An 18,654-nucleotide genomic window follows, 5' to 3' on the forward strand; every position below is an offset into this window, starting at 1 on the left:
GGTTGGCTTTGGTGGCGAAAGAATGTTAACGCCACCATCTAGCCTTTCCTGCCTGCGGACCTTTCGACATGACCTCGAAGCCGAACCTGTTTCTGACCGTGCTTGCGCTGTCTCTGGGCGCCTTTGCCATCGGGACCTCTGAATTCGCGGCGATGGGGCTTCTGCCATTCTATTCGACCGCCCTTGGCCTCAATGAGCCGCAGTCGAGCCTTGTGATCAGCGCCTATGCGCTTGGCGTGGTGGTGGGCGCGCCGCTGACGACGCTTCTGGGCGCGCGTCTGCCCCGGAGGCGCTATCTGGCGGCGCTGATCGGCATCTATGGGCTGATGAACATTCTGGCGGCGGTGCTGCCGGGCTATGACGCGCTGGTCGGCACGCGCTTTCTGGCGGGCCTGCCGCATGGCGGCTATCTGGGCGTCGCGATGCTGTTCGCCGCCGACGCCCTGCCGAAAGAGCAGCGCGCCAAAGGCGTGACGCAGGTGCTTCTGGGCCTGACCGTCGCCAATATCGCGGGCGTGCCGCTGGCGGGCTGGATGGGGCAGGAGCTGGGCTGGCGTTGGGGCTTTGCGCTGCCCGGTGCCGTGGCGCTGCTGGCGGCGGTGCTGATCCTGAAGCTTGCGCCGCGCGTCGGTGCCGATCCGAACGCCCGCCCCTGGTCCGAGATGCGCGCGCTCAGCAATCCCGGCGTCATCCTGATCCTGCTGGTGGGGGCCATCGGCAATGGCGGGATGTTTGCGATCTATTCCTTCCTGACCAAGGCGATGCTCGAGCTCAGCACGCCGCCCGGCTGGGCCGTGCCGGTCACGCTCGCGCTTTTCGGCATCGGCATGACGGTCGCCAGCATCGCGGCGGCGCGTATCACCATTCGCGTGGGGGCCTTCCGCGCCTCGCTTTACATCATGTGCTTCATGATGATGGCGCAGGTCTTTGCGGCGCTCTCGGTCGGAAGCTGGCGGATGATGGTGCTGTCGTCGCTGGTGCTGGGCCTCGGCAGTGGTCTCTTCGTGCCGCTGCAGACGCGGCTGATGGAGGTCGCGGGACATGCGCAATCCATGGCTGCGGCGATGAACCACGCCTCGTTCAACGCGGCCAATGCGCTTGGCCCCTGGCTGGCGGGGATGGCGCTTTACGCGGGCTGGGGCTGGCGCTCGCCCGCCTATGTCGCGCTTGGCCTGACGGTGCTGGGCCTGCTGTCGCTGGCTTTGGCCTTCTGGCAGGCACGCCGCTCGGGTACGGTCTGACAAAGCGAAGCCTTTGGCGGGATTGGGAAAAGTGACGCGCCCGGCGGGATTGGCCGGGACGCGCATGGTTGCCAGAGCGCCCTGCATGCGCTAACCGATCAGAGACGCCATTCCGTAAGGGAAAAGCCATGCGCGGACTCTGCAGCAGCCGGATCAGATGCGAATGGACGCCCTTCCGCCATTGCCGGAGGCTTGCCTGATGCAGATGCCCGAACCCGATGGCGCGATCATCGCCCGCCGCGTCGAGATTGCCGCCCTGCTGCGCGCTGCCGTGCCGGATGCGGTGATCGACGATCCGGCCGAGACGCGAGCCTATGAATGCGACGCGCTTTCCGCCTATCGCTGCCCGCCGCTGGCCGTCGTGCTGCCCGCCACCACCGAAGAAGTCGCGGCCGTGCTGCGCATCTGCCACCGTGAGGGTGTGCCCGTGGTGCCGCGCGGAGCAGGGACCAGCCTTGCGGGGGGCTCGATGCCGACGGCGGATGCGGTGGTTATTGGGCTCGCCCGCATGAACGCGGTGCTGGAGGCGGATTATGACAACCGCTTCATCCGCGTGCAGACGGGGCGGACGAACCTCTCGGTCTCGGGTGCGGTGGATGGCGCGGGGTTTTTCTATGCGCCCGATCCCTCCAGCCAGCTGGCCTGCGCGATCGGCGGCAATATCGGGATGAACTCGGGCGGGGCGCATTGCCTGAAATATGGCGTGACGACGAACAACCTGCTGGCGGTGAAGCTGGTGCTGATGGACGGCCAGATCGTCGATCTGGGCGGCCCGATGGGTGAGGCAGCGGGGCTGGACCTGCTGGGTGTCGTCTGCGGCTCGGAAGGCCAGCTGGGCATCGTGACCGAGGCGACCCTGCGCATCCTGCCGAAGCCCGCTGGCGCGCGCCCGGTGCTGGTCGCCTTCGATGCCAGCGAGACCGCAGGCGCCTGCGTCGCCGCCATCATCCGCGCGGGCATCTTGCCTGTCGCCATCGAATTCATGGACCGCCCCTGCATCCGAGCGACCGAGGCTTTCGCGCAGGCGGGCTATCCCGATTGCGAGGCCCTGCTGATCATCGAGGTCGAGGGCACCCCGCCCGAAATCGCCGAACAGCTGCAGCTGATCCGCCAGATCGCCGAGGGATTCTCGCCCGTCGAGTTCCGCGAAAGCCGCTCGGAAGAGGAATCGCGCCGCATCTGGCTGGGCCGCAAATCGGCCTTTGGCGCGATGGGCCAGATCAATGACTACATGTGTCTGGACGGGACCATCCCGGTCTCGGCCCTGCCGCAGGTGCTGGGCGGCATCGCGCGCCTCTCGGCTGAGTTCGGGCTTGAGGTCGCGAATGTCTTCCACGCGGGCGATGGCAATATGCACCCGCTGATCCTTTACGATGCCAACAAGCCCGGCGATCTGGAGCGCTGCGAGGAATTCGGGGCCGAGATCCTGAAGCTTTGCGTCGAGGTGGGTGGCTGCCTGACGGGCGAACATGGCGTGGGCGTCGAAAAGCGCGAGCTGATGACCACGCAATTCACCCTGACCGATCTTGAGGCGCAGATGCGGGTCAAGGATGTCTTCGATCCGCAATGGCTGCTGAATGCGGCGAAGGTCTTTCCGCTGTCGGTCTCGGCTTCGCGGCGCGAGGGGCGCAATGACCGGAAAGGGACAAGCGCGCATGCGGCCTGAAAGCGTCGAGGCACTGGCCGAGATTATCCGCCTGACCGACATGCCGCTGTCGCCCGTCGGCGGCGGCACGCGGCTTCGGCCCGGCGAAGGGCAGGGCGCGCGGATCGAGACGGGCAGGCTGAGCGGCGTCACGCATTATGAGCCCGAGGCGCTGACGCTGGTCGTGCGCGCCGGAACCAGCCTGCAGGCCGTGCAGGAGTTGCTGGCCTCGGAAGGGCAGATGCTGGCGTTCGAGCCGGACGGGCGGGCAGGCTCGACCATCGGCGGCGTGGTCGCGGCCAATGCCAGCGGCCCGCGTCGGGTGCAGGCGGGGGCCTGTCGCGATGCGCTGATCGGCGTGCAATTCGTCGATGGCCGGGGCGAGATCATTCGCAACGGCGGGCGGGTGATGAAGAACGTCACCGGCTATGATCTGGTCAAGCTGATGGCCGGATCGCGCGGGACGCTGGGGGTACTGACCGAATGCGCCTTCAAGACCGCGCCGATCCCGCAGGTCTCATTGACGCTGGCGCTGCCGGATCTGGAGGCGGGACCGGCGGTGGCCGCGCTGACCCGGGCGCTGACCGGGCCGTTCGATGTCTCGGGTGCCGGATGGCTGCCAGAGCGAGGTGCGCTGATCCGGCTGGAAGGGCTCGAGGGCTCGGTTGCGATCCGCAGGCAGACGCTGGCTGCGCGGCTGGAAGGGTTCGGCGGGCTGGTCGAGGTGCCGGGAATGAACTGGGCCGATCTGGTGCCTGAGGCGCGGGGCGGCGATCTGTGGCGGATCACCTGCCAGCCGACCGAGGCGCCCGCGCTGCTGGCCGCACTGCCCGAACCGCTGGCACTCGATTGGGGCGGCGCGCTGATCTGGGTTGAACTCCCGCCGGGCGAGATGCCGGTGCTGCCGTCCTGGTCGGGGCAAGCCCAGCGGGTGCGCGGCACGGAACCGGCGCTGGTGCCACCGATGAACAGCATTGTCGCGCGGCTGAACCGCGACCTGCGCGCGCGTTTTGACCCGCGCGGCATTCTGGTGGGAGAGGGCTGATGCAGACATTCTTTACCCCCGAGCAGCTCTCTGATCCGCTGACCGCGCGCTCGAACAAGGTGCTGCGGACCTGCGTCCATTGCGGTTTCTGTACGGCGACCTGCCCGACCTATCAGGTGCTGGGGGATGAGCTGGATAGTCCGCGCGGGCGGATCTATCTGATCAAGGACATGCTGGAAAGCGGGCGCGATGCTGATGAAAAGACCGTGCGCCATCTGGACCGCTGCCTGTCCTGCCTGAGCTGCATGAGCACCTGCCCCTCGGGCGTGAACTACATGCATCTGATCGACCATGCGCGCATCCATGTCGAAAAGACCTATCGCCGCCCTTGGCGCGACCGCGCGCTGCGCTGGCTGCTGGCGCGGTTGCTGCCCCATCCGGGGCGGTTTCGCCTGGCGCTGATGGGCGCGCGGATCGCGCGGCCCTTCGCCGGGCTGATGCCCGACCGGCGGCTGCGGGCGATGCTGGAAATGGCCCCGCGCCACATTCCGGGGCCCAGCCGTGACGACGATGGCCAGACCTTCGCGTCCGAGGGCACGCGGCGCGCGCGCGTGGCCCTGATGCCCGGCTGTGCTCAGCGGGCGCTGAACACCGACATCAATGCGGCGACGATCCGTCTGTTGCGCCGTGCCGGATGCGAGGTGGTGATCCCCGAGGCCTTCGGATGCTGCGGTGCGCTGACCCATCACATGGGTCGGGAAGAGGACGCGCTTCACTCGGCCCGCGCGGCGATCCGGGGCTTTCTGGCGGCGGATGCGGTTGCGCCCCTGGATGCGATCATCATCAACACCTCGGGTTGCGGCACGACGATCAAGGATTACGGCGCGATGTTTCAGGGCGATCCGATGGAGGCCGATGCGCGCCGCGTCGCCCTGCTGGCGCGCGACGTCACCGAATTCCTCGACGTGCATGGCCTGCCCGAGCGGACGCGCGAGACCGGCTCGCGCGTCGCCTATCACTCGGCCTGTTCGCTGCAGCATGGCCAGCAGATCCGCAACGCGCCGAAATCACTGCTGGCAGCGGCCGGATTTCAGGTGGTCGAGCCCGAGAACCCGCATCTCTGCTGTGGTTCCGCCGGGACCTATAACCTGCTGCAGCCCGAGCTTTCGGCTGAGCTGAAGCGGCGCAAGGTTGGAACGCTGGAGGTGCTGGGGCCCCAGATCATCGCGGCGGGCAATATCGGCTGCATGATGCAGATCGGCTCGGGGACGGGGATTCCCGTCGTGCATACGGTCGAGCTGCTGGATTGGGCGACAGGCGGGCCGCCGCCCGCAGCCCTTGAAACCGCCTGAACGCATTCCCAAATCCGAAGATGTCGGAGGGCCATTAAGGCGCCGATATTCCGCCCGCCCGAATTCGGGGGGCAGACGATGTATCGCTTTGAAAAGGATGCGAGAATGCGTAACTTTGATCTGAGCCCGCTTTACCGTGCCTCGGTTGGTTTCGACCGGATGGCCGATCTGATGGACCGGGCCCTGACGGCCGATGTTTCGGCCCCGACCTATCCCCCCTACAACATCGAGAAGACCGGCGAGAATGCGTATCGCATCTCGGTCGCGGTGGCCGGATTCGCGCCCGATGATCTGACCGTCGAGGTCAAGGAAGGCGTCGTGGTTGTGGCCGGGCGCAAGGCCTCGGAAGAGGAAGGCCGGACCTATCTGCATCGCGGCATCGCGACCCGTGCGTTCGAGCGCAAGTTCACCCTTGCCGATCACGTGCGCGTCGAGGGTGCGAGCCATGTCGATGGCATGCTGCATATCGAACTGCTGCGCGAGGTGCCCGAGGCGCTGAAATCGCGCCGGATCGAGATCAGCAAGGCGCCGAAAGCCGTCGAAAAGCTGGACGCCTGAGGGAAAGCCAGACCGGGGCGCTGCCCCGGACCCCGGGGTATTTCGGACAACGAAGAAGCGGAGGGTGCGGGGAACCGCGCCCTTTTTTTGTTCTCCGTGGTCAGAATTTGCGGCGGGCGCGCAGGGCGGCGGTGATGGTGCCGTCGTCGAGATAGTCCAGCTCTCCGCCGATGGGGACGCCCTGGGCGAGGCCGGTGATGGCGACCTGCGTCGGGGCAAGCGCGTCGGCGATGTAATGCGCCGTTGTCTGGCCTTCGACCGTTGCGGAGAGGGCGAGGATGACCTCGGTCACGTTTTCATCCGTGATGCGATTGATGAGTTCGGGGATGCGGAGATCTTCGGGGCCGATTTCATCGAGTGCCGAGAGGCTGCCGCCCAGCACATGGTAGCGGCCCCGGAACGCGCGGCCGCGCTCGAGCGCCCAGAGATCTGCGACATCGGTGACCACGCAGATTTCACCTGTGGCGCGGGACGGGTCCTGGCAGATCGGGCAGATGTCGGATTGGGTGACATTGCCGCAGGCGAGGCATTCGCGTGAGCTTTCCGCCACCGAAGCCAGAAGCGTGGCCAGTTGGGCCATCTGGCCCGCGCGGCGGCGGATCAGATGCAGCACGATGCGCCGGGCCGAGCGCGGGCCAAGACCGGGCAGGCGCGACATCATCTGGATGAGCGCCTCGATCTCTCCGTTGTCTTTATCGCCCGGCGAATGCATGGATCAGAAGGGCATCTTCATATCGGCGGGCAGGCCCATCTCACGCGTGAGGCGCGCCATTTCCGAGGCGGCCTTGTCCTGGGCGCGGCGCTGCGCGTCCTTGATGGCGGCCAGGATCAGGTCTTCGACCACTTCCTTGTCGTCCGGGCTGAAGATCGTGGGGTTGATGTCGAGGCCCACGAGTTCGCCCTTGGCGGTGGCGGTGGCCTTCACGAGGCCCCCGCCGGATTCGCCGGTGACCGTCAGATTGGCCAGATCTTCCTGCATCTTCGCCATCTTGGCCTGCATTTCCTGCGCGGCTTCCATCATCTTGCCGATGTCGCCCATATCGCCCAAGCCTTTGAACATGTCTTACTCCTCGTCCTCGAAGGGATCCCATTCCTCGACCTCGGCCACGGGGCCATCGGTCTGCTCATGCGGGGATGTATCGTCGCCGCTGCTGATTTCAACCTGCGGCGCGACCGGCACCGGGCGGATTTCGGTGATTTTCGCCTGCGGGAAGGCGGCGAAGATCGCCTGCACCACCGGGTCCTCCATCGCGCGGTCGCGGGCAGCCTGTTTCTCGGCGGCGCGGGTCTCGCTGATCGTGGGGGCGCCGCCCGAGCCGGTGACGGTCACCGTCCAGCGATAGCCGCCGGTCCAGCCGCGCAACCGCTCGCTGAGGCGCTGCGCCAGTTCGCGGGGCGCGTTGTCGGTCGGCTGGAACTCGATCCGGCCGGGGCTGTAGCGCACGAGGCGCAGGTGATCCTCGACCTGCAGGAGCAGCTGCATGTCGCGCATGCGGCGGATCAGCTCGATCACCGAGGCGAAATCGGGATAGCCTGCGATGGCATCGGGCGAGACGGCAAGGGCCGTCGCGGCACCGCCGTCCTGCATCACCACCGGGGCTGCAGGGCGGACCGCGCGCGGGGCCATCGCATGGGGGGCATCGCTTCGCTGGGCGTTACCGGCTGCCGGGCCACGGGCGAATTCACCCGCCGCAGCCGAGGCCTGGACCTTGCGGATCAGCGCCTCGGGGTCGGGCAGGTCGGCCACATGGGTCAGGCGGATGATCGCCATTTCGGCGGCCATCATGGCGTTCGGCGCAATCGAGACCTCTTCCAGCGCCTTCAGCAGCATCTGCCAGAGCCGCGTCAGCGCGCGCATCGGGATCCGCTGGGCGATGTCCTGACCGCGCGTGCGTTCGTCGGGGCCGATGGTGGGGTCCTCGATCGCTTCGGGCGTGATCTTCACGATCGAGATCCAATGGGTGATCTCGGCCAGATCGCGCAGCACGGCGACGGGGTCGGCGCCATCGGCATATTGGGCCTGAAGCTCGGTCAGGGCCTCGGCGGCGGCACCGCGCAGGATCATGTCGAAAAGGTCCAGCACCCGGCCCCGGTCGGCCAGACCCAGCATGGCGCGGACCTGCTGGGCGGTGGTTTCCCCGGCACCATGGCTGATCGCCTGATCCAGAAGCGAGGTTGCGTCGCGGGCCGAGCCTTCGGCGGCGCGGGTGATCAGCGCCAGCGCATCCCCGGTGATCTGGGCGTTTTCGCTGCCCGCGATCCTTTGCAGCAGCGCGATCATCACCTCGGGTTCGATCCGGCGCAAATCGAAGCGCTGGCAGCGCGACAGGACCGTGACCGGGACCTTGCGGATTTCCGTGGTGGCGAAGATGAATTTCACATGCGGCGGCGGCTCCTCAAGCGTCTTCAGAAGCGCGTTGAAGGCGCTGGTCGAGAGCATGTGGACTTCGTCGATGATGTAGATCTTGTAGCGCGCCGCGGCGGCCCGGTAATGGACGCTTTCGATGATTTCGCGGATGTCATTGACGCCGGTGCGCGAGGCCGCGTCCATCTCCATCACGTCGACATGGCGGCCTTCGGAAATCGCGACGCAATGTTCGCAGGTGCCGCAGGGTTCGGTCGTGGGGCCGCCCTGACCGTCGGGGCCGATGCAGTTCAGGCCCTTGGCGATGATCCGCGCGGTCGTGGTCTTTCCGGTGCCGCGGATGCCCGTCATGATGAAGGCCTGCGCGATCCGGTCGGCTGCGAAGGCGTTTTTCAGCGTGCGGACCATGGCGTCCTGACCGACCAGATCGGCAAAGGTCTCGGGGCGGTATTTCCGCGCCAGCACCTGATAGTTCTGTTCGCTGTCCGTCATCTTTCCGCCTGTCCTGCAACCGCGCCACCTTAGCGGCGCGGTCGGGGCGGGGCAACAACCCCGCTTTCGCAATCAGCGACGGTCAGGCCGTCCAGTCGAAGGTCAGCTCTTCGCGGAAGGCAAAGCGCGCGATGTGATCCTCGACCACCTGACGCCAGGGCGCGAGGGTCTCGGCATCGGCGGCAAAGGCCCGGATGCTCAGCTGGCTGGCCGATGCATCCAATTCGACGCCTTTGCCCTCATCATTCACGATCGAGGCATGGGTCGGGTCGAACTCGGTCGCGAATTTATGCGCCCAGTGCTTGGCCAGCTGCTGCAGATAGCGGCTGCCGTGTTCGGTGGCGATGGTGACCGTGGTGCTGACGGGCTCAGCCATCGAAATTGACCTCTTCGATCAGCTTCAGCGCCTCGGGACGCAGGGCCGAAATTTCGCTCAGCGGCGTCGTGTCGGCGGTGAAATCGCCCCAGCTTTGCACCAGCTCCGAGCGGGCAACGCCGTCCTTGATCGGGAATTCGTTGTTGGTTTCGGCGTAGATCTTCTGCGCCTCGTCACCGGCCAGGAACTCGACCAGTTTCAGCGCGGCTTCCTTGTTCGGGGCCGATTTGGTCATCGCCACGCCCGAGACGTTCACATGCGTGCCGCCGCCTTCGAAGGTCGGGAAGACGATGCGGACCGATTCCGCCCAGGCCTTCTGTTCGTCATCCTTCAGCATCGCGCCCATGTAATAGGTGTTGCCCAGGCTGATGTCGCATTCGCTGGCCCAGATCGACTTGACCTGATCGCGGTCGCCGCCTTCGGGTTTCTTCGCCAGGTTGGCCTTCACGCCTTCCAGCCAGGTCTTGGTCGCCTCGGCGCCGTGATGCGCCAGATAGGCGGCGGTCAGCGCGACGTTATAGTCATTGGTGAAGCTGCGGGTGCAGATGCGGCCCTTCCATTTCGGATCGGCCAGATCCTCATAGGTGGTGACTTCGCCGTCCTTCACCCGGTCCTTGCTGGCATAGACGATGCGCGCGCGCGTCGTCAGGCCGTACCACTGGCCATCGGCGTCGCGCAGATCGGCGGGGATGGCGGCGTCCAGCGTCGGATCTTCGATCTTCTGGGTGACGCCCGCGTCCTTGACCTCGCCCAGACGGGCGACGTCGACGGTCAGCACCAGATCGGCGGGCGAGCGGTCGCCCTCGGCCTTCAGGCGCTCGACCATGCCCTTGTCGACGAAGGCGATGTTGACCGGAATGCCGGTCTCGGCGGTGAAGGCATCGATCAGCGGCTGGATCAGCGCGGGCTGACGGTGCGAATAGACATTCACCTCTTCCGCGAATGCGGGGGCGGCCATCGCGAGGATGCTGGTCGAAATCAGGGCAAAGCGCATAGTTGACTCCAATGGTCGGGTTCCATGGGATGTCTGACCTAAACGGCTCCTTCCGTCAATCGTTGATAAAAAGACTAGGGAAGCGTCGGCTATTCCGTCGGGGGGCCCGCTTTGCTATCGTCGGGCGATGAAACGACGCGAATTCATGGCCGTCCTTGGGGCGGCGCTGGCTGCTCCTGCGGTGATTTCGGCGCAGGGCCGCGCCTCGCTGGAGGCGCTGCTGGATGAGGCGAAGGTGCATCCGCAACTGCGCGCCATCGCCATCTGGCAGGAGGGGCGCGAGGTCACCGCGCGCGGCTATAACGGTTTCACCCCGGACCGGCCGACGAACATCAAATCTGCCTCGAAGTCGATCATCTCGGCGCTGACGGGCATCGCGATTTCGCGCGGGTTTCTGAGCGGGACGGATCAGCTGATCGCGCCCTTGATGAAGGCCGATCTGCCGCGCGATCCGGATCCGCGACTGGCGCAGGTGACGCTGGGAAATCTTCTGTCGATGCAGGCGGGGCTCGCGCGGCAATCGGTGCCGAATTATGGCCGCTGGGTCAGCAGCCCGAACTGGGTGCGTGCGGCGCTGGCGGCCCCGTTCGAGCAGGACCCCGGCGGGACGATGCAATATTCCACCGCCTCAACGCATCTGGTCTCGGCCATCCTGACGCGGGTGACGGGGCGGCCGACGATCTCGCTGGCGAATGACTGGCTGGGGCGCCTGCCGCGATTTTCCGTCACCAGCTGGCAGCAGGACCCGCAGGGTATCTATCTGGGCGGCAATGAGATGGCGATGTCGACCCGGTCGCTGCTGGCCTTCGGCGCGGCCTATGCCGCGGGAGGGGCAGGGGTGATCCCGCCCGAATGGATCGCTGAAAGCTGGACGCGGCGCACCTCGTCGATCTTCAACGGGCAGGACTATGGCTATGGCTGGTTCATCAGCAGCACCGGCGGCCGGGATGTGCGCTTCGGCTGGGGCTATGGCGGGCAGATGATCTATGTCTTTCCCGCCACGGACGGGCTGAAACCGGTGGCCATCGCGATGACTTCTGACGCCAATCAGCCCTCGGCCCGGACCGGCTACCGCGAGGAGCTGCACACCCTGGCCGGGCGGCTGGTGCAAGAACTGTGAGATGCGGCAGCGGGGGGCGTTGACGACCCGCGCGGCCCGGCATATCTGCGCCGCATGGCACGCGCACCTCTTTTACAACTTACCGATATTTCGCTGACCTTCGGCGGCAATCCCGTGTTCGACGGGCTCGACATGACCGTCCAGCAGGGCGACCGGCTGGCGCTGGTCGGCCGTAACGGTTCGGGCAAGTCGACGCTGATGAAGATCATGGCGGGGCTGGTCGAACCCGACAAGGGGCAGGTGGTGACGCCTGCGGGCATCCATGTCGGCTATATGGAGCAGGACCCGGACCTCTCGGGCTTCCAGACGCTGGGCGAGTTCGCCCGCGCCAGCCTGCCCGATGGCGAGGGCTACCGCGTCGAGATGGTGGCCGAGGGGCTGAAGTTCGACCCCGACCGGCCCGTCGCCACCGCCTCGGGCGGCGAGCGTCGCCGCGCGGCGCTGGCCCGGCTGCTGGCCGAGGCGCCGGACCTCATGCTGCTGGACGAGCCGACGAACCATCTGGACATCGAGGCCATCGGCTGGCTGGAAGAGCAGCTTTCGACCAGCCGCTCGGCCTTCGTGCTGATCTCGCACGACCGGGCGTTCCTGCGCAATCTGACGCGCGGCACGCTGTGGATCGACCGTTCCGAGGTGCGCCGTCAGGATCGCGGCTTCGAGAATTTCGAAGATTGGCGCGAGACCACCTGGGCCGCCGAGGATGAGGCGCGTCACAAGCTGGACCGCAAGATCAAGGCCGAGGCCCGCTGGGCCGTCGAAGGCATCAGCGCCCGGCGCAAGCGCAATCAGGGCCGCGTCCGCGCGCTGGCGGAACTCCGTGCCGAACGGGCAGGGCAGATCCGTCGGCAGGGCACGGCGGCGATGGAACTCGACGCCGGCCCGCAATCGGGCAAGCGTGTGATCGACGCCAAGGCGATCTCGAAAGCCTTCGGCGACCGCACCATCCTTGAGCCCTTCGACCTACGCGTCCTGCGTGGCGACCGCGTGGCCTTCGTCGGCCCGAACGGCGTCGGCAAGACCACGATGATCAAGATGCTGACCGGCGAGCTGGCCCCCGACAGCGGCGAGATCACCTTCGGCACCAATCTGGACGTCGCGATCTTCGATCAGGCCCGCAGCGCCATCGACGAGAGCGTCAGCTTGTGGAACGCGCTGACGGGCGATCCCTCGATGAGCGTTTCGGGCAATTCCGATCAGGTGATGGTGCGCGGCACGCCCAAGCATGTGGTGGGCTATCTGAAGGATTTCCTGTTCGACGAGGCGCAGGCCCGCGCCCCGGTCGGCAGCCTGTCGGGCGGCGAAAAGGCGCGACTTCTGCTGGCGCGGATCATGGCGCGCAGCTCGAACCTTCTGGTGCTGGACGAACCGACCAACGATCTGGACGTCGAGACACTGGACCTTTTGCAGGACATCCTGGGCGAATATGACGGCACCGTGCTGCTTGTCAGCCACGACCGCGATTTCATCGACCGGGTGGCGACAACCACCGTGGCGATGGAGGGCGACGGCCGCGCCACGATCTATCCGGGCGGATGGTCCGACTACCGCGCGCAGCGGCAGGAGAGTGCGCCCGCGGCGACCCGGCCCGCGCCCGCAGGGGCCAAGCCGGCCACCGAGGCAAAGCCCGCCGAGCCTGTGGCAGCCGCGAAACCCGGACTGACCTTCTCGGAGAAGAAGCGGCTTGAGGCGCTGCCTGGCATCATGGAACGTCTGGAGGCAGAGATCGGCAAGCTGCATGAATTCCTCTCGGACCCTGATCTCTTTTCCTCGGCCCCGGCGAAGTTCCAGAAGGCCAGCGACGGGCTGGTCGAGCGCCAAACGGCACTGGCGAATGCGGAAGAGGAATGGCTGGGTCTGGCCGAGCGGGATCAGGGCTAGATCGCGCGCGTCAGGGCAAAGAGGCTAGGCAATCCGTCAATCTTGCTGCTCCGCCCCAGGTTTCATAGGCTACTTTCGCGGCCAGCCCCGCAGCCTCTGGAGCCTCAGCTTTATAGGTGGTCTTGCCGCCCTTGTCGCCGAAAAAAAACCAAACTACCCGCGCCTGATCGACTTGGCCCTCGAACCTCTCGGCGCGCGAGATCGGGTTCTTTGCGGGAAGTCCCGCCAACGCGCGTGCAAGTGCAGGTGTCGCTTCCCCGACGCGAGGGCCAAGATCCCCGACGACGAAGGGAACGGCGATACCGCGCCTCGGATCGACCGCCACGCCGAAACTTCCGATACCAACACCGTTTGCTTGCAGTGTCGCGGATCTTGGAATGACCGCTGCGGGAACAATCATCGGATTTGCATAGCGGGATTGATCGGCTTGATTTGTGATCCGGGAATCAAAAAACGCGGTTGGAGAAACATAAAAGCCCGAGCCGTCAGAATTGGCGACAGGCACTACTGAATTCACGCGCTTTCCTGCAATAACTACCGAACCCTGCCCCAGAATGCCGTACCATTCAATCGCGCCGATTGACGGCGTGCGCCAATTCGCGGCCCCGATGCGCTGGAAATCCTGCATGAATTTTCCCGTGCACGTCTGATTGTTCTCTGAGCCTTGATACGACGATCCGTCTGGCAAATTGACTTTTCCCGCATTGCAAAGATGGATGAGGGCACCTGCCGCCGCGTTTTCCGGGTGATACGCGCGTCCATAGCCGTCGATGTTGATGTTGACTTTGGCGCGTCCAAGAAGTGTTCCATCATCAAGCTGATACGCGGGCTGCATGCCCCTAATGCTACCTGCCGATTGCAATGAACCGCAATCAGCCATCAGTGAAAACGGAATAAGAGAGAGGGCTGCTGCGAGGTGGATTGAATTCTGCATGACAGTCACCTTCAGAAAGTGAAGCCACAGGGGCAAGCTAATACTGGGGGCGAAACAGAATATCGATTCTTATTTTAATATGGATTCTACTACCGGATCCAATTCCGGCAAATGAAAAAGGGCGCCCCGAGGGACGCCCTTTGTCTGTCTTGCGACAGCGGATGATTACATCATGCCGCCCATGCCGCCCATGTCGGGCATGCCACCAGCCGCAGCTTTCGGCTCGGGCTTTTCGGCGATCATCGCTTCGGTGGTGATCAGCAGGCCAGCAACCGAGGCCGCGTTTTCCAGCGCGGTACGGGTCACTTTGGCCGGGTCGATCACGCCGAACTTGAACATGTCGCCGAACTCTTCGGTCTGCGCGTTGAAGCCGAACGAGGTCGAGTCCGACTCGCGGATCTTGCCCGCAACGACAGCGCCGTCGACGCCCGAATTTTCCGAGATCTGGCGCAGCGGAGCTTCCAGAGCGCGGCGGATGATCGAGATACCGACGTCCTGATCGGCGTTCGCGCCTTTCAGACCGTCCAGAACCTTCGTCGCCTGAACCAGAGCAACACCACCGCCGACGACGATGCCTTCTTGAACGGCCGCACGGGTCGCGTTCAGCGCGTCATCAACGCGGTCTTTGCGCTCTTTCACTTCGACTTCGGTCATGCCGCCGACGCGGATGACGGCAACGCCACCGGCCAGTTTGGCAACACGTTCCTGCAGCTTCTCTTTGTCGTAGTCCGAGGTGGTTTCCTCGATCTGCTGACGGATCTGCGACACGCGGGCTTCGATCTCAGCCTTCTCACCAGCGCCATCAACGATGGTGGTGTTGTCCTTGTTGATCGAAACTTTCTTGGCGCGGCCCAGCATGTCGACGGTGACATTCTCAAGCTTCATGCCCAGATCTTCCGAGATCACCTGGCCGCCGGTCAGGATCGCGATGTCCTGCAGCATGGCCTTGCGGCGATCGCCGAAGCCCGGAGCCTTGACGGCAGCGATCTTCAGACCGCCACGCAGCTTGTTGACGACCAGCGTGGCCAGAGCCTCGCCTTCGACGTCTTCAGCGATGATCAGAAGCGGCTTGCCCGACTGGATGACCGATTCCAGCAGCGGAACCATCGGCTGCAGCGACGAGAGTTTCTTCTCGTGCAGCAGGATCAGGGCGTCTTCCAGATCGGCGACCATTTTCTCGGGGTTGGTCACGAAATAGGGCGACAGGTAGCCGCGGTCGAACTGCATGCCTTCGACGACTTCGACTTCGGTGTCCATGCCCTTGTTTTCTTCGACGGTGATCACACCCTCGTTGCCGACGCGCTGCATGGCTTCAGCGATCTGCTTGCCGATCGACTCTTCGCCGTTGGCCGAGATGGTGCCGACCTGCGCGACTTCGGCGCTGTCGTTCACCGGACGCGAAGCAGCTTTGATGGCTTCAACGATCTTGGAGGTCGCCTGATCGATGCCGCGCTTCAGGTCCATCGGGTTCAGACCGGCTGCAACCGACTTCAGACCTTCTTTGATGATGGCCTGAGCCAGCACGGTCGCGGTGGTGGTGCCGTCGCCAGCTTCGTCATTGGTGCGGGCTGCGACTTCTTTCACGAGCTGCGCGCCCATGTTTTCGAACTTGTCCGAAAGCTCGATTTCTTTCGCAACGGTCACACCGTCCTTCGTGATGCGCGGTGCGCCGAAGGATTTGTCGATGACGACGTTGCGGCCTTTCGGGCCAAGCGTCACTTTGACAGCATCGGCGAGCGTGTTGACGCCCTTCAGCATGCGGTCGCGGGCATCGGTGTCGAATTTGACGTCTTTTGCCATTTTCTAATTCCCTGAATTGATTGAGTTAAAGGATGGACGATCAGCTCAGGCGATGACGCCGAGGATGTCGCTTTCCTTCATGATCAGCAGCTCTTCACCGTCGACGGTGACTTCGGTGCCCGACCATTTGCCGAACAGGACGCGGTCGCCCGCCTTGACTGCCGGAGCGATCAGCTCGCCCGAGTCCTTGCGCGCGCCTTCGCCGGTCGAGACGACTTCGCCTTCAGCGGGCTTTTCCTTGGCGGAATCGGGGATGATCAGGCCGCCCTTGGTCTTCTCGTCCGACTGGACGCGACGGACCAGAACGCGGTCATGCAGCGGTTTGAATGCCATTGGAACACTCCGGTGTTTCAGGTTGCAGTGTTGTTTCTGGCACTCAGGCTTGCCGAGTGCCAATGAAGCCCATCTAGGCAGCGTGCCTTGCCGTGTCAACGCCCGTGATCTAGGAATCTTCTCCGAATGCAGATGACCGCCGGAGCCGCAGCCGGTGCGCTGGAAAATGGGTGGCCGATTTGGATAAGCGCTTGCGCGTATTGATTATTGCCGAGGCCGCCAATCCCGAATGGGTGTCGGTGCCGCTGGTCGGCTGGTCGCTGGCAACCGCTTTGCGCGGTGTCGCGGATGTCCATATCGTCACCCAGATCCGCAACCGCGATGCCTTCCTGCGGGCGGGCCTGACCGAAGGGCGCGACTTCACCGCCATCGACAGCGAGAAGCTGGCGGCCCCGCTGTGGAAAGCCGCCGAAAAGCTGCGCATGGGCAAGGGCGTGGGCTGGACGATGACCACCGCAATCTCGGCCCTGGGGTACGGCTATTTCGAGCGCAAGCTGTGGCAGATCTTCGGCCCGGCGATCCGGGCGGGCGAATATGACATCGTGCATCGCGTGACGCCGCTGACGCCCACCGCCAACAGCCCGCTGGCGCGAAAATGCGCGCGGGCGGGCGTGCCCTTCGTGCTGGGGCCGCTGAATGGCGGCGTGCCCTGGCCCAAGGGTTTCGACGCCGAGCGGCGGCGAGAGAAGGAATGGCTCTCGTATATCCGGGGCGTCTACAAGCTGCGACCGGGCAGGGGGGCGATGCTGGATGCGGCGGCGGCGATCATCTGCGGCTCGATGCACACGCTGGGTGAGATCCCGGCGCGGCACGCTGCCAAGACCGTCTGGCTGCCCGAAAATGCCATCGACCCGGCGCGCTTTTCCCTGACGGCGGCACAGCCCGGAACGCTGCCCTTGCGCGGGTGCTTCATCGGGCGGCTTGTGCCCTACAAGGGCGCAGATATGGCGATCGAGGCGGCGCTTCCGCTGCTGAAATCAGGCGCGCTGCATCTCGACATCATCGGCGAGGGGCCGCAGGGCGAGGCCTTGCAGGCGCTGGTCGCGCAGGAGGGCGTCGCGGGTGCCGTGACCTTCCATGGCTGGCTGGCGCATGGCGATGTGCAACGGGTCGCGGCGCGGGCGCAGCTTCTGACCTTCCCCTCGGTCCGCGAGTTCGGCGGGGGCGTGGTGCTGGAGGCGATGGCCCTTGGGGTCGTGCCGGTGGTCATGGATTACGCCGGGCCGGGTGAGCTGGTCGATGAGGCCACCGGCTGGCGCATCCCGATGGGCAGCCGGGCACAGGTGGTCGCGGCGCTGCGCGCGCGCTTGCAGGCGATTGCGGCAGACCCCTCGGTCCTGCCTGCGATGGGGCATCGGGCGCAGCAGAAGGTGCTGGAGGATTTCACCTGGGACGCCAAGGCGCGGCAGGTGCTGCGGATCTGGCAGGCGGTGCTGGCCGGTGCCTCGCCTCTGCCCGAGGCGCTGCCCCGCCCACACTAGGCGCGCGGCTGGCGCTTTGGGTCTGCGCGTGCAATCCTTGGCCGCGTACCCAGTCACGGAACCCTGCCGATGCGTTTTGCCCTTGCCGTTGCCGCCCTGTTTCTTGCCACGCCCGTTGCCGCCATGGACTGCGTCGGTCGCGATCTGATGACGGATCTTTCGCAGGCGCGCATCGATGAAATCGACGCCGCGACCGCGAAGGTGCCCTATCATCGCGGTCTTGTCTGGCACGCGAGCAAAGACCAGATGAAGGCCACCATCGTCGGCACCTATCACTTCGACGATCCGCGCCATCAGGCCACGCTGGAGCGGATCGGGCCGGAGCTTGACGCCGCAGCCATGCTGCTGGTCGAGGCGGGCCCCGAGGAAGAGGCGGCGCTGGCCAATGCGATGATCTCGGACCCGAATCGGCTGGTCAATGCAGAGGGGCCGACCCTGCCCGAACGCATGACGCCCGAGGAATGGACGCAGCTTTCCGATGAGATGGTCCAGCGCGGCATTCCGGCGGTCATGGCCGCGAAAATGAAGCCCTGGTATGTCTCGATCATCCTTGGCGTCTCGCCCTGTGTGTCGCGGGTGCTGGCGGCCGAGGGCAGCGGCAACGGCCTTGATGCCCAGCTGATCGACCGTGCCGAGGCGCAGGGGCTGCCGATCCGGGCGCTGGAGCCCTGGGACACGATCTTCACCCTGTTCGAGGGGCTGACCCCGGATGAGGAGATCGAGATGATCCGCACCTCATTGCCGATTGCGAAATATGCCGATGACTATACCACGACGCTGGCCAACGCCTATTTCGACGGCGACATCTGGCGGATCTGGGAGTTCGGCCGTTTCGACGCCTATGACAACTCTGGCCTCGATCAGAAGACGGTCGATGAACAGTTCCGTCTGGCCGAGGAATTGCTGATGGAACAGCGCAACCGCGAATGGATCGAGCCCATCGACCTTGCGGCCAGCGAAGCGGCGAAAGGGAACAAAGGCATCTTTGTTGCGTTTGGCGCTTTACACCTGCCCGGCGAGGAGGGCGTGCTGAGACTGCTGGAAAAGGACGGCTGGACCGTCATCCCGGCGAACTGAGCCGCAGGCCCTTTCCGCCGGAG

17 protein-coding genes are annotated in these 18,654 nt (G+C 65.2%); 9 read left to right on the plus strand and 8 right to left on the minus strand.

Annotated elements, in window-relative coordinates:
* Positions 1-68 precede the first annotated feature (68 nt).
* The 5 genes from IQ24_RS00200 (at position 69) to IQ24_RS00220 (ending at position 5,781) form a co-directional block, all read left to right on the plus strand.
* Entirely contained in the window at positions 69-1,241 is a 1,173-nt protein-coding gene (locus IQ24_RS00200) for an MFS transporter (RefSeq protein ID WP_145395700.1), read from the plus strand.
* A 199-nt stretch (positions 1,242-1,440) separates the two neighbouring features.
* Complete coding sequence (locus IQ24_RS00205; RefSeq protein ID WP_145395701.1) at positions 1,441-2,907, plus strand: FAD-linked oxidase C-terminal domain-containing protein; 1,467 nt, start codon at positions 1,441-1,443, stop codon at positions 2,905-2,907.
* Positions 2,897-3,931, plus strand: coding sequence for an FAD-binding protein (locus tag IQ24_RS00210; RefSeq protein WP_145395702.1), 1,035 nt, complete (start codon positions 2,897-2,899; stop codon positions 3,929-3,931). The genes IQ24_RS00205 and IQ24_RS00210 overlap by 11 nt, the downstream gene beginning before the upstream one ends.
* Positions 3,931-5,223, plus strand: coding sequence for a glycolate oxidase subunit GlcF (gene glcF, locus IQ24_RS00215; RefSeq protein ID WP_145395703.1), 1,293 nt, complete (start codon positions 3,931-3,933; stop codon positions 5,221-5,223). The genes IQ24_RS00210 and glcF overlap by 1 nt, the downstream gene beginning before the upstream one ends.
* Before the next feature lie 105 nt (positions 5,224-5,328).
* Positions 5,329-5,781, plus strand: coding sequence for an Hsp20 family protein (locus IQ24_RS00220; protein WP_145395704.1), 453 nt, complete (start codon positions 5,329-5,331; stop codon positions 5,779-5,781).
* Positions 5,782-5,881: 100 nt separating this feature from the next.
* On the opposite strand, the gene recR is transcribed toward IQ24_RS00220, so the two are convergent.
* The 5 genes from recR to IQ24_RS00245 form a co-directional block, all read right to left on the minus strand.
* Positions 5,882-6,493, minus strand: coding sequence for a recombination mediator RecR (recR, locus tag IQ24_RS00225; RefSeq protein ID WP_145395705.1), 612 nt, complete (start codon positions 6,491-6,493; stop codon positions 5,882-5,884).
* A 3-nt stretch (positions 6,494-6,496) separates the two neighbouring features.
* The gene (locus IQ24_RS00230) at positions 6,497-6,841 is read right to left on the minus strand and encodes a YbaB/EbfC family nucleoid-associated protein (protein WP_145395706.1); all 345 of its coding nucleotides are present in this window, start codon (positions 6,839-6,841) and stop codon (positions 6,497-6,499) included.
* 3 nt (positions 6,842-6,844) lie between these two features.
* Positions 6,845-8,638, minus strand: a complete 1,794-nt coding sequence (locus IQ24_RS00235; protein ID WP_145395707.1) for a DNA polymerase III subunit gamma/tau — start codon at positions 8,636-8,638, stop codon at positions 6,845-6,847.
* A gap of 82 nt (positions 8,639-8,720) precedes the next feature.
* Positions 8,721-9,014 (minus strand): DUF2218 domain-containing protein, encoded by a 294-nt coding sequence (locus tag IQ24_RS00240; RefSeq protein ID WP_145395708.1) that lies wholly within the window; start codon positions 9,012-9,014, stop codon positions 8,721-8,723.
* The gene (locus IQ24_RS00245; RefSeq protein ID WP_145395709.1) at positions 9,007-10,008 is read right to left on the minus strand and encodes a Fe(3+) ABC transporter substrate-binding protein; all 1,002 of its coding nucleotides are present in this window, start codon (positions 10,006-10,008) and stop codon (positions 9,007-9,009) included. The genes IQ24_RS00240 and IQ24_RS00245 overlap by 8 nt, the downstream gene beginning before the upstream one ends.
* A 127-nt stretch (positions 10,009-10,135) precedes the next feature.
* Between IQ24_RS00245 and IQ24_RS00250 the strand changes: the two genes are divergently transcribed.
* Both IQ24_RS00250 and IQ24_RS00255 read left to right on the plus strand, forming a co-directional pair.
* A complete protein-coding gene (locus tag IQ24_RS00250) occupies positions 10,136-11,128 on the plus strand; it encodes a serine hydrolase domain-containing protein (RefSeq protein WP_145395710.1) in 993 nt (330 codons plus the stop codon).
* 54 nt (positions 11,129-11,182) lie between these two features.
* Entirely contained in the window at positions 11,183-13,006 is a 1,824-nt protein-coding gene (locus IQ24_RS00255; RefSeq protein ID WP_145395711.1) for an ABC-F family ATP-binding cassette domain-containing protein, read from the plus strand.
* A gap of 10 nt (positions 13,007-13,016) precedes the next feature.
* Here the strand turns inward: IQ24_RS00255 and IQ24_RS00260 are convergent, their stop codons facing one another.
* From IQ24_RS00260 to IQ24_RS00270, 3 genes are all read right to left on the minus strand, one after another.
* Positions 13,017-13,940: a hypothetical protein gene (locus IQ24_RS00260; protein WP_145395712.1), complete on the minus strand. Its 924-nt coding sequence runs from the start codon at positions 13,938-13,940 to the stop codon at positions 13,017-13,019.
* 165 nt (positions 13,941-14,105) lie between these two features.
* The gene (gene groL / locus IQ24_RS00265; protein ID WP_145395713.1) at positions 14,106-15,740 is read right to left on the minus strand and encodes a chaperonin GroEL; all 1,635 of its coding nucleotides are present in this window, start codon (positions 15,738-15,740) and stop codon (positions 14,106-14,108) included.
* Positions 15,741-15,785: 45 nt separating this feature from the next.
* Positions 15,786-16,073: a co-chaperone GroES gene (locus tag IQ24_RS00270; RefSeq protein ID WP_145395714.1), complete on the minus strand. Its 288-nt coding sequence runs from the start codon at positions 16,071-16,073 to the stop codon at positions 15,786-15,788.
* 191 nt (positions 16,074-16,264) lie between these two features.
* Here IQ24_RS00270 and IQ24_RS00275 point away from each other — a divergent pair, with 191 nt between their 5' ends.
* Positions 16,265-17,554, plus strand: coding sequence for a glycosyltransferase family 4 protein (locus IQ24_RS00275; protein WP_242007843.1), 1,290 nt, complete (start codon positions 16,265-16,267; stop codon positions 17,552-17,554).
* Between the two features lie 69 nt (positions 17,555-17,623).
* Positions 17,624-18,631, plus strand: coding sequence for a TraB/GumN family protein (locus IQ24_RS00280; RefSeq protein WP_145395715.1), 1,008 nt, complete (start codon positions 17,624-17,626; stop codon positions 18,629-18,631).
* Positions 18,632-18,654: the final 23 nt, after the last annotated feature.

Origin of the sequence: Paracoccus sulfuroxidans (assembly GCF_007830335.1) — a bacterium.
Lineage (GTDB): Bacteria > Pseudomonadota > Alphaproteobacteria > Rhodobacterales > Rhodobacteraceae > Paracoccus > Paracoccus sulfuroxidans.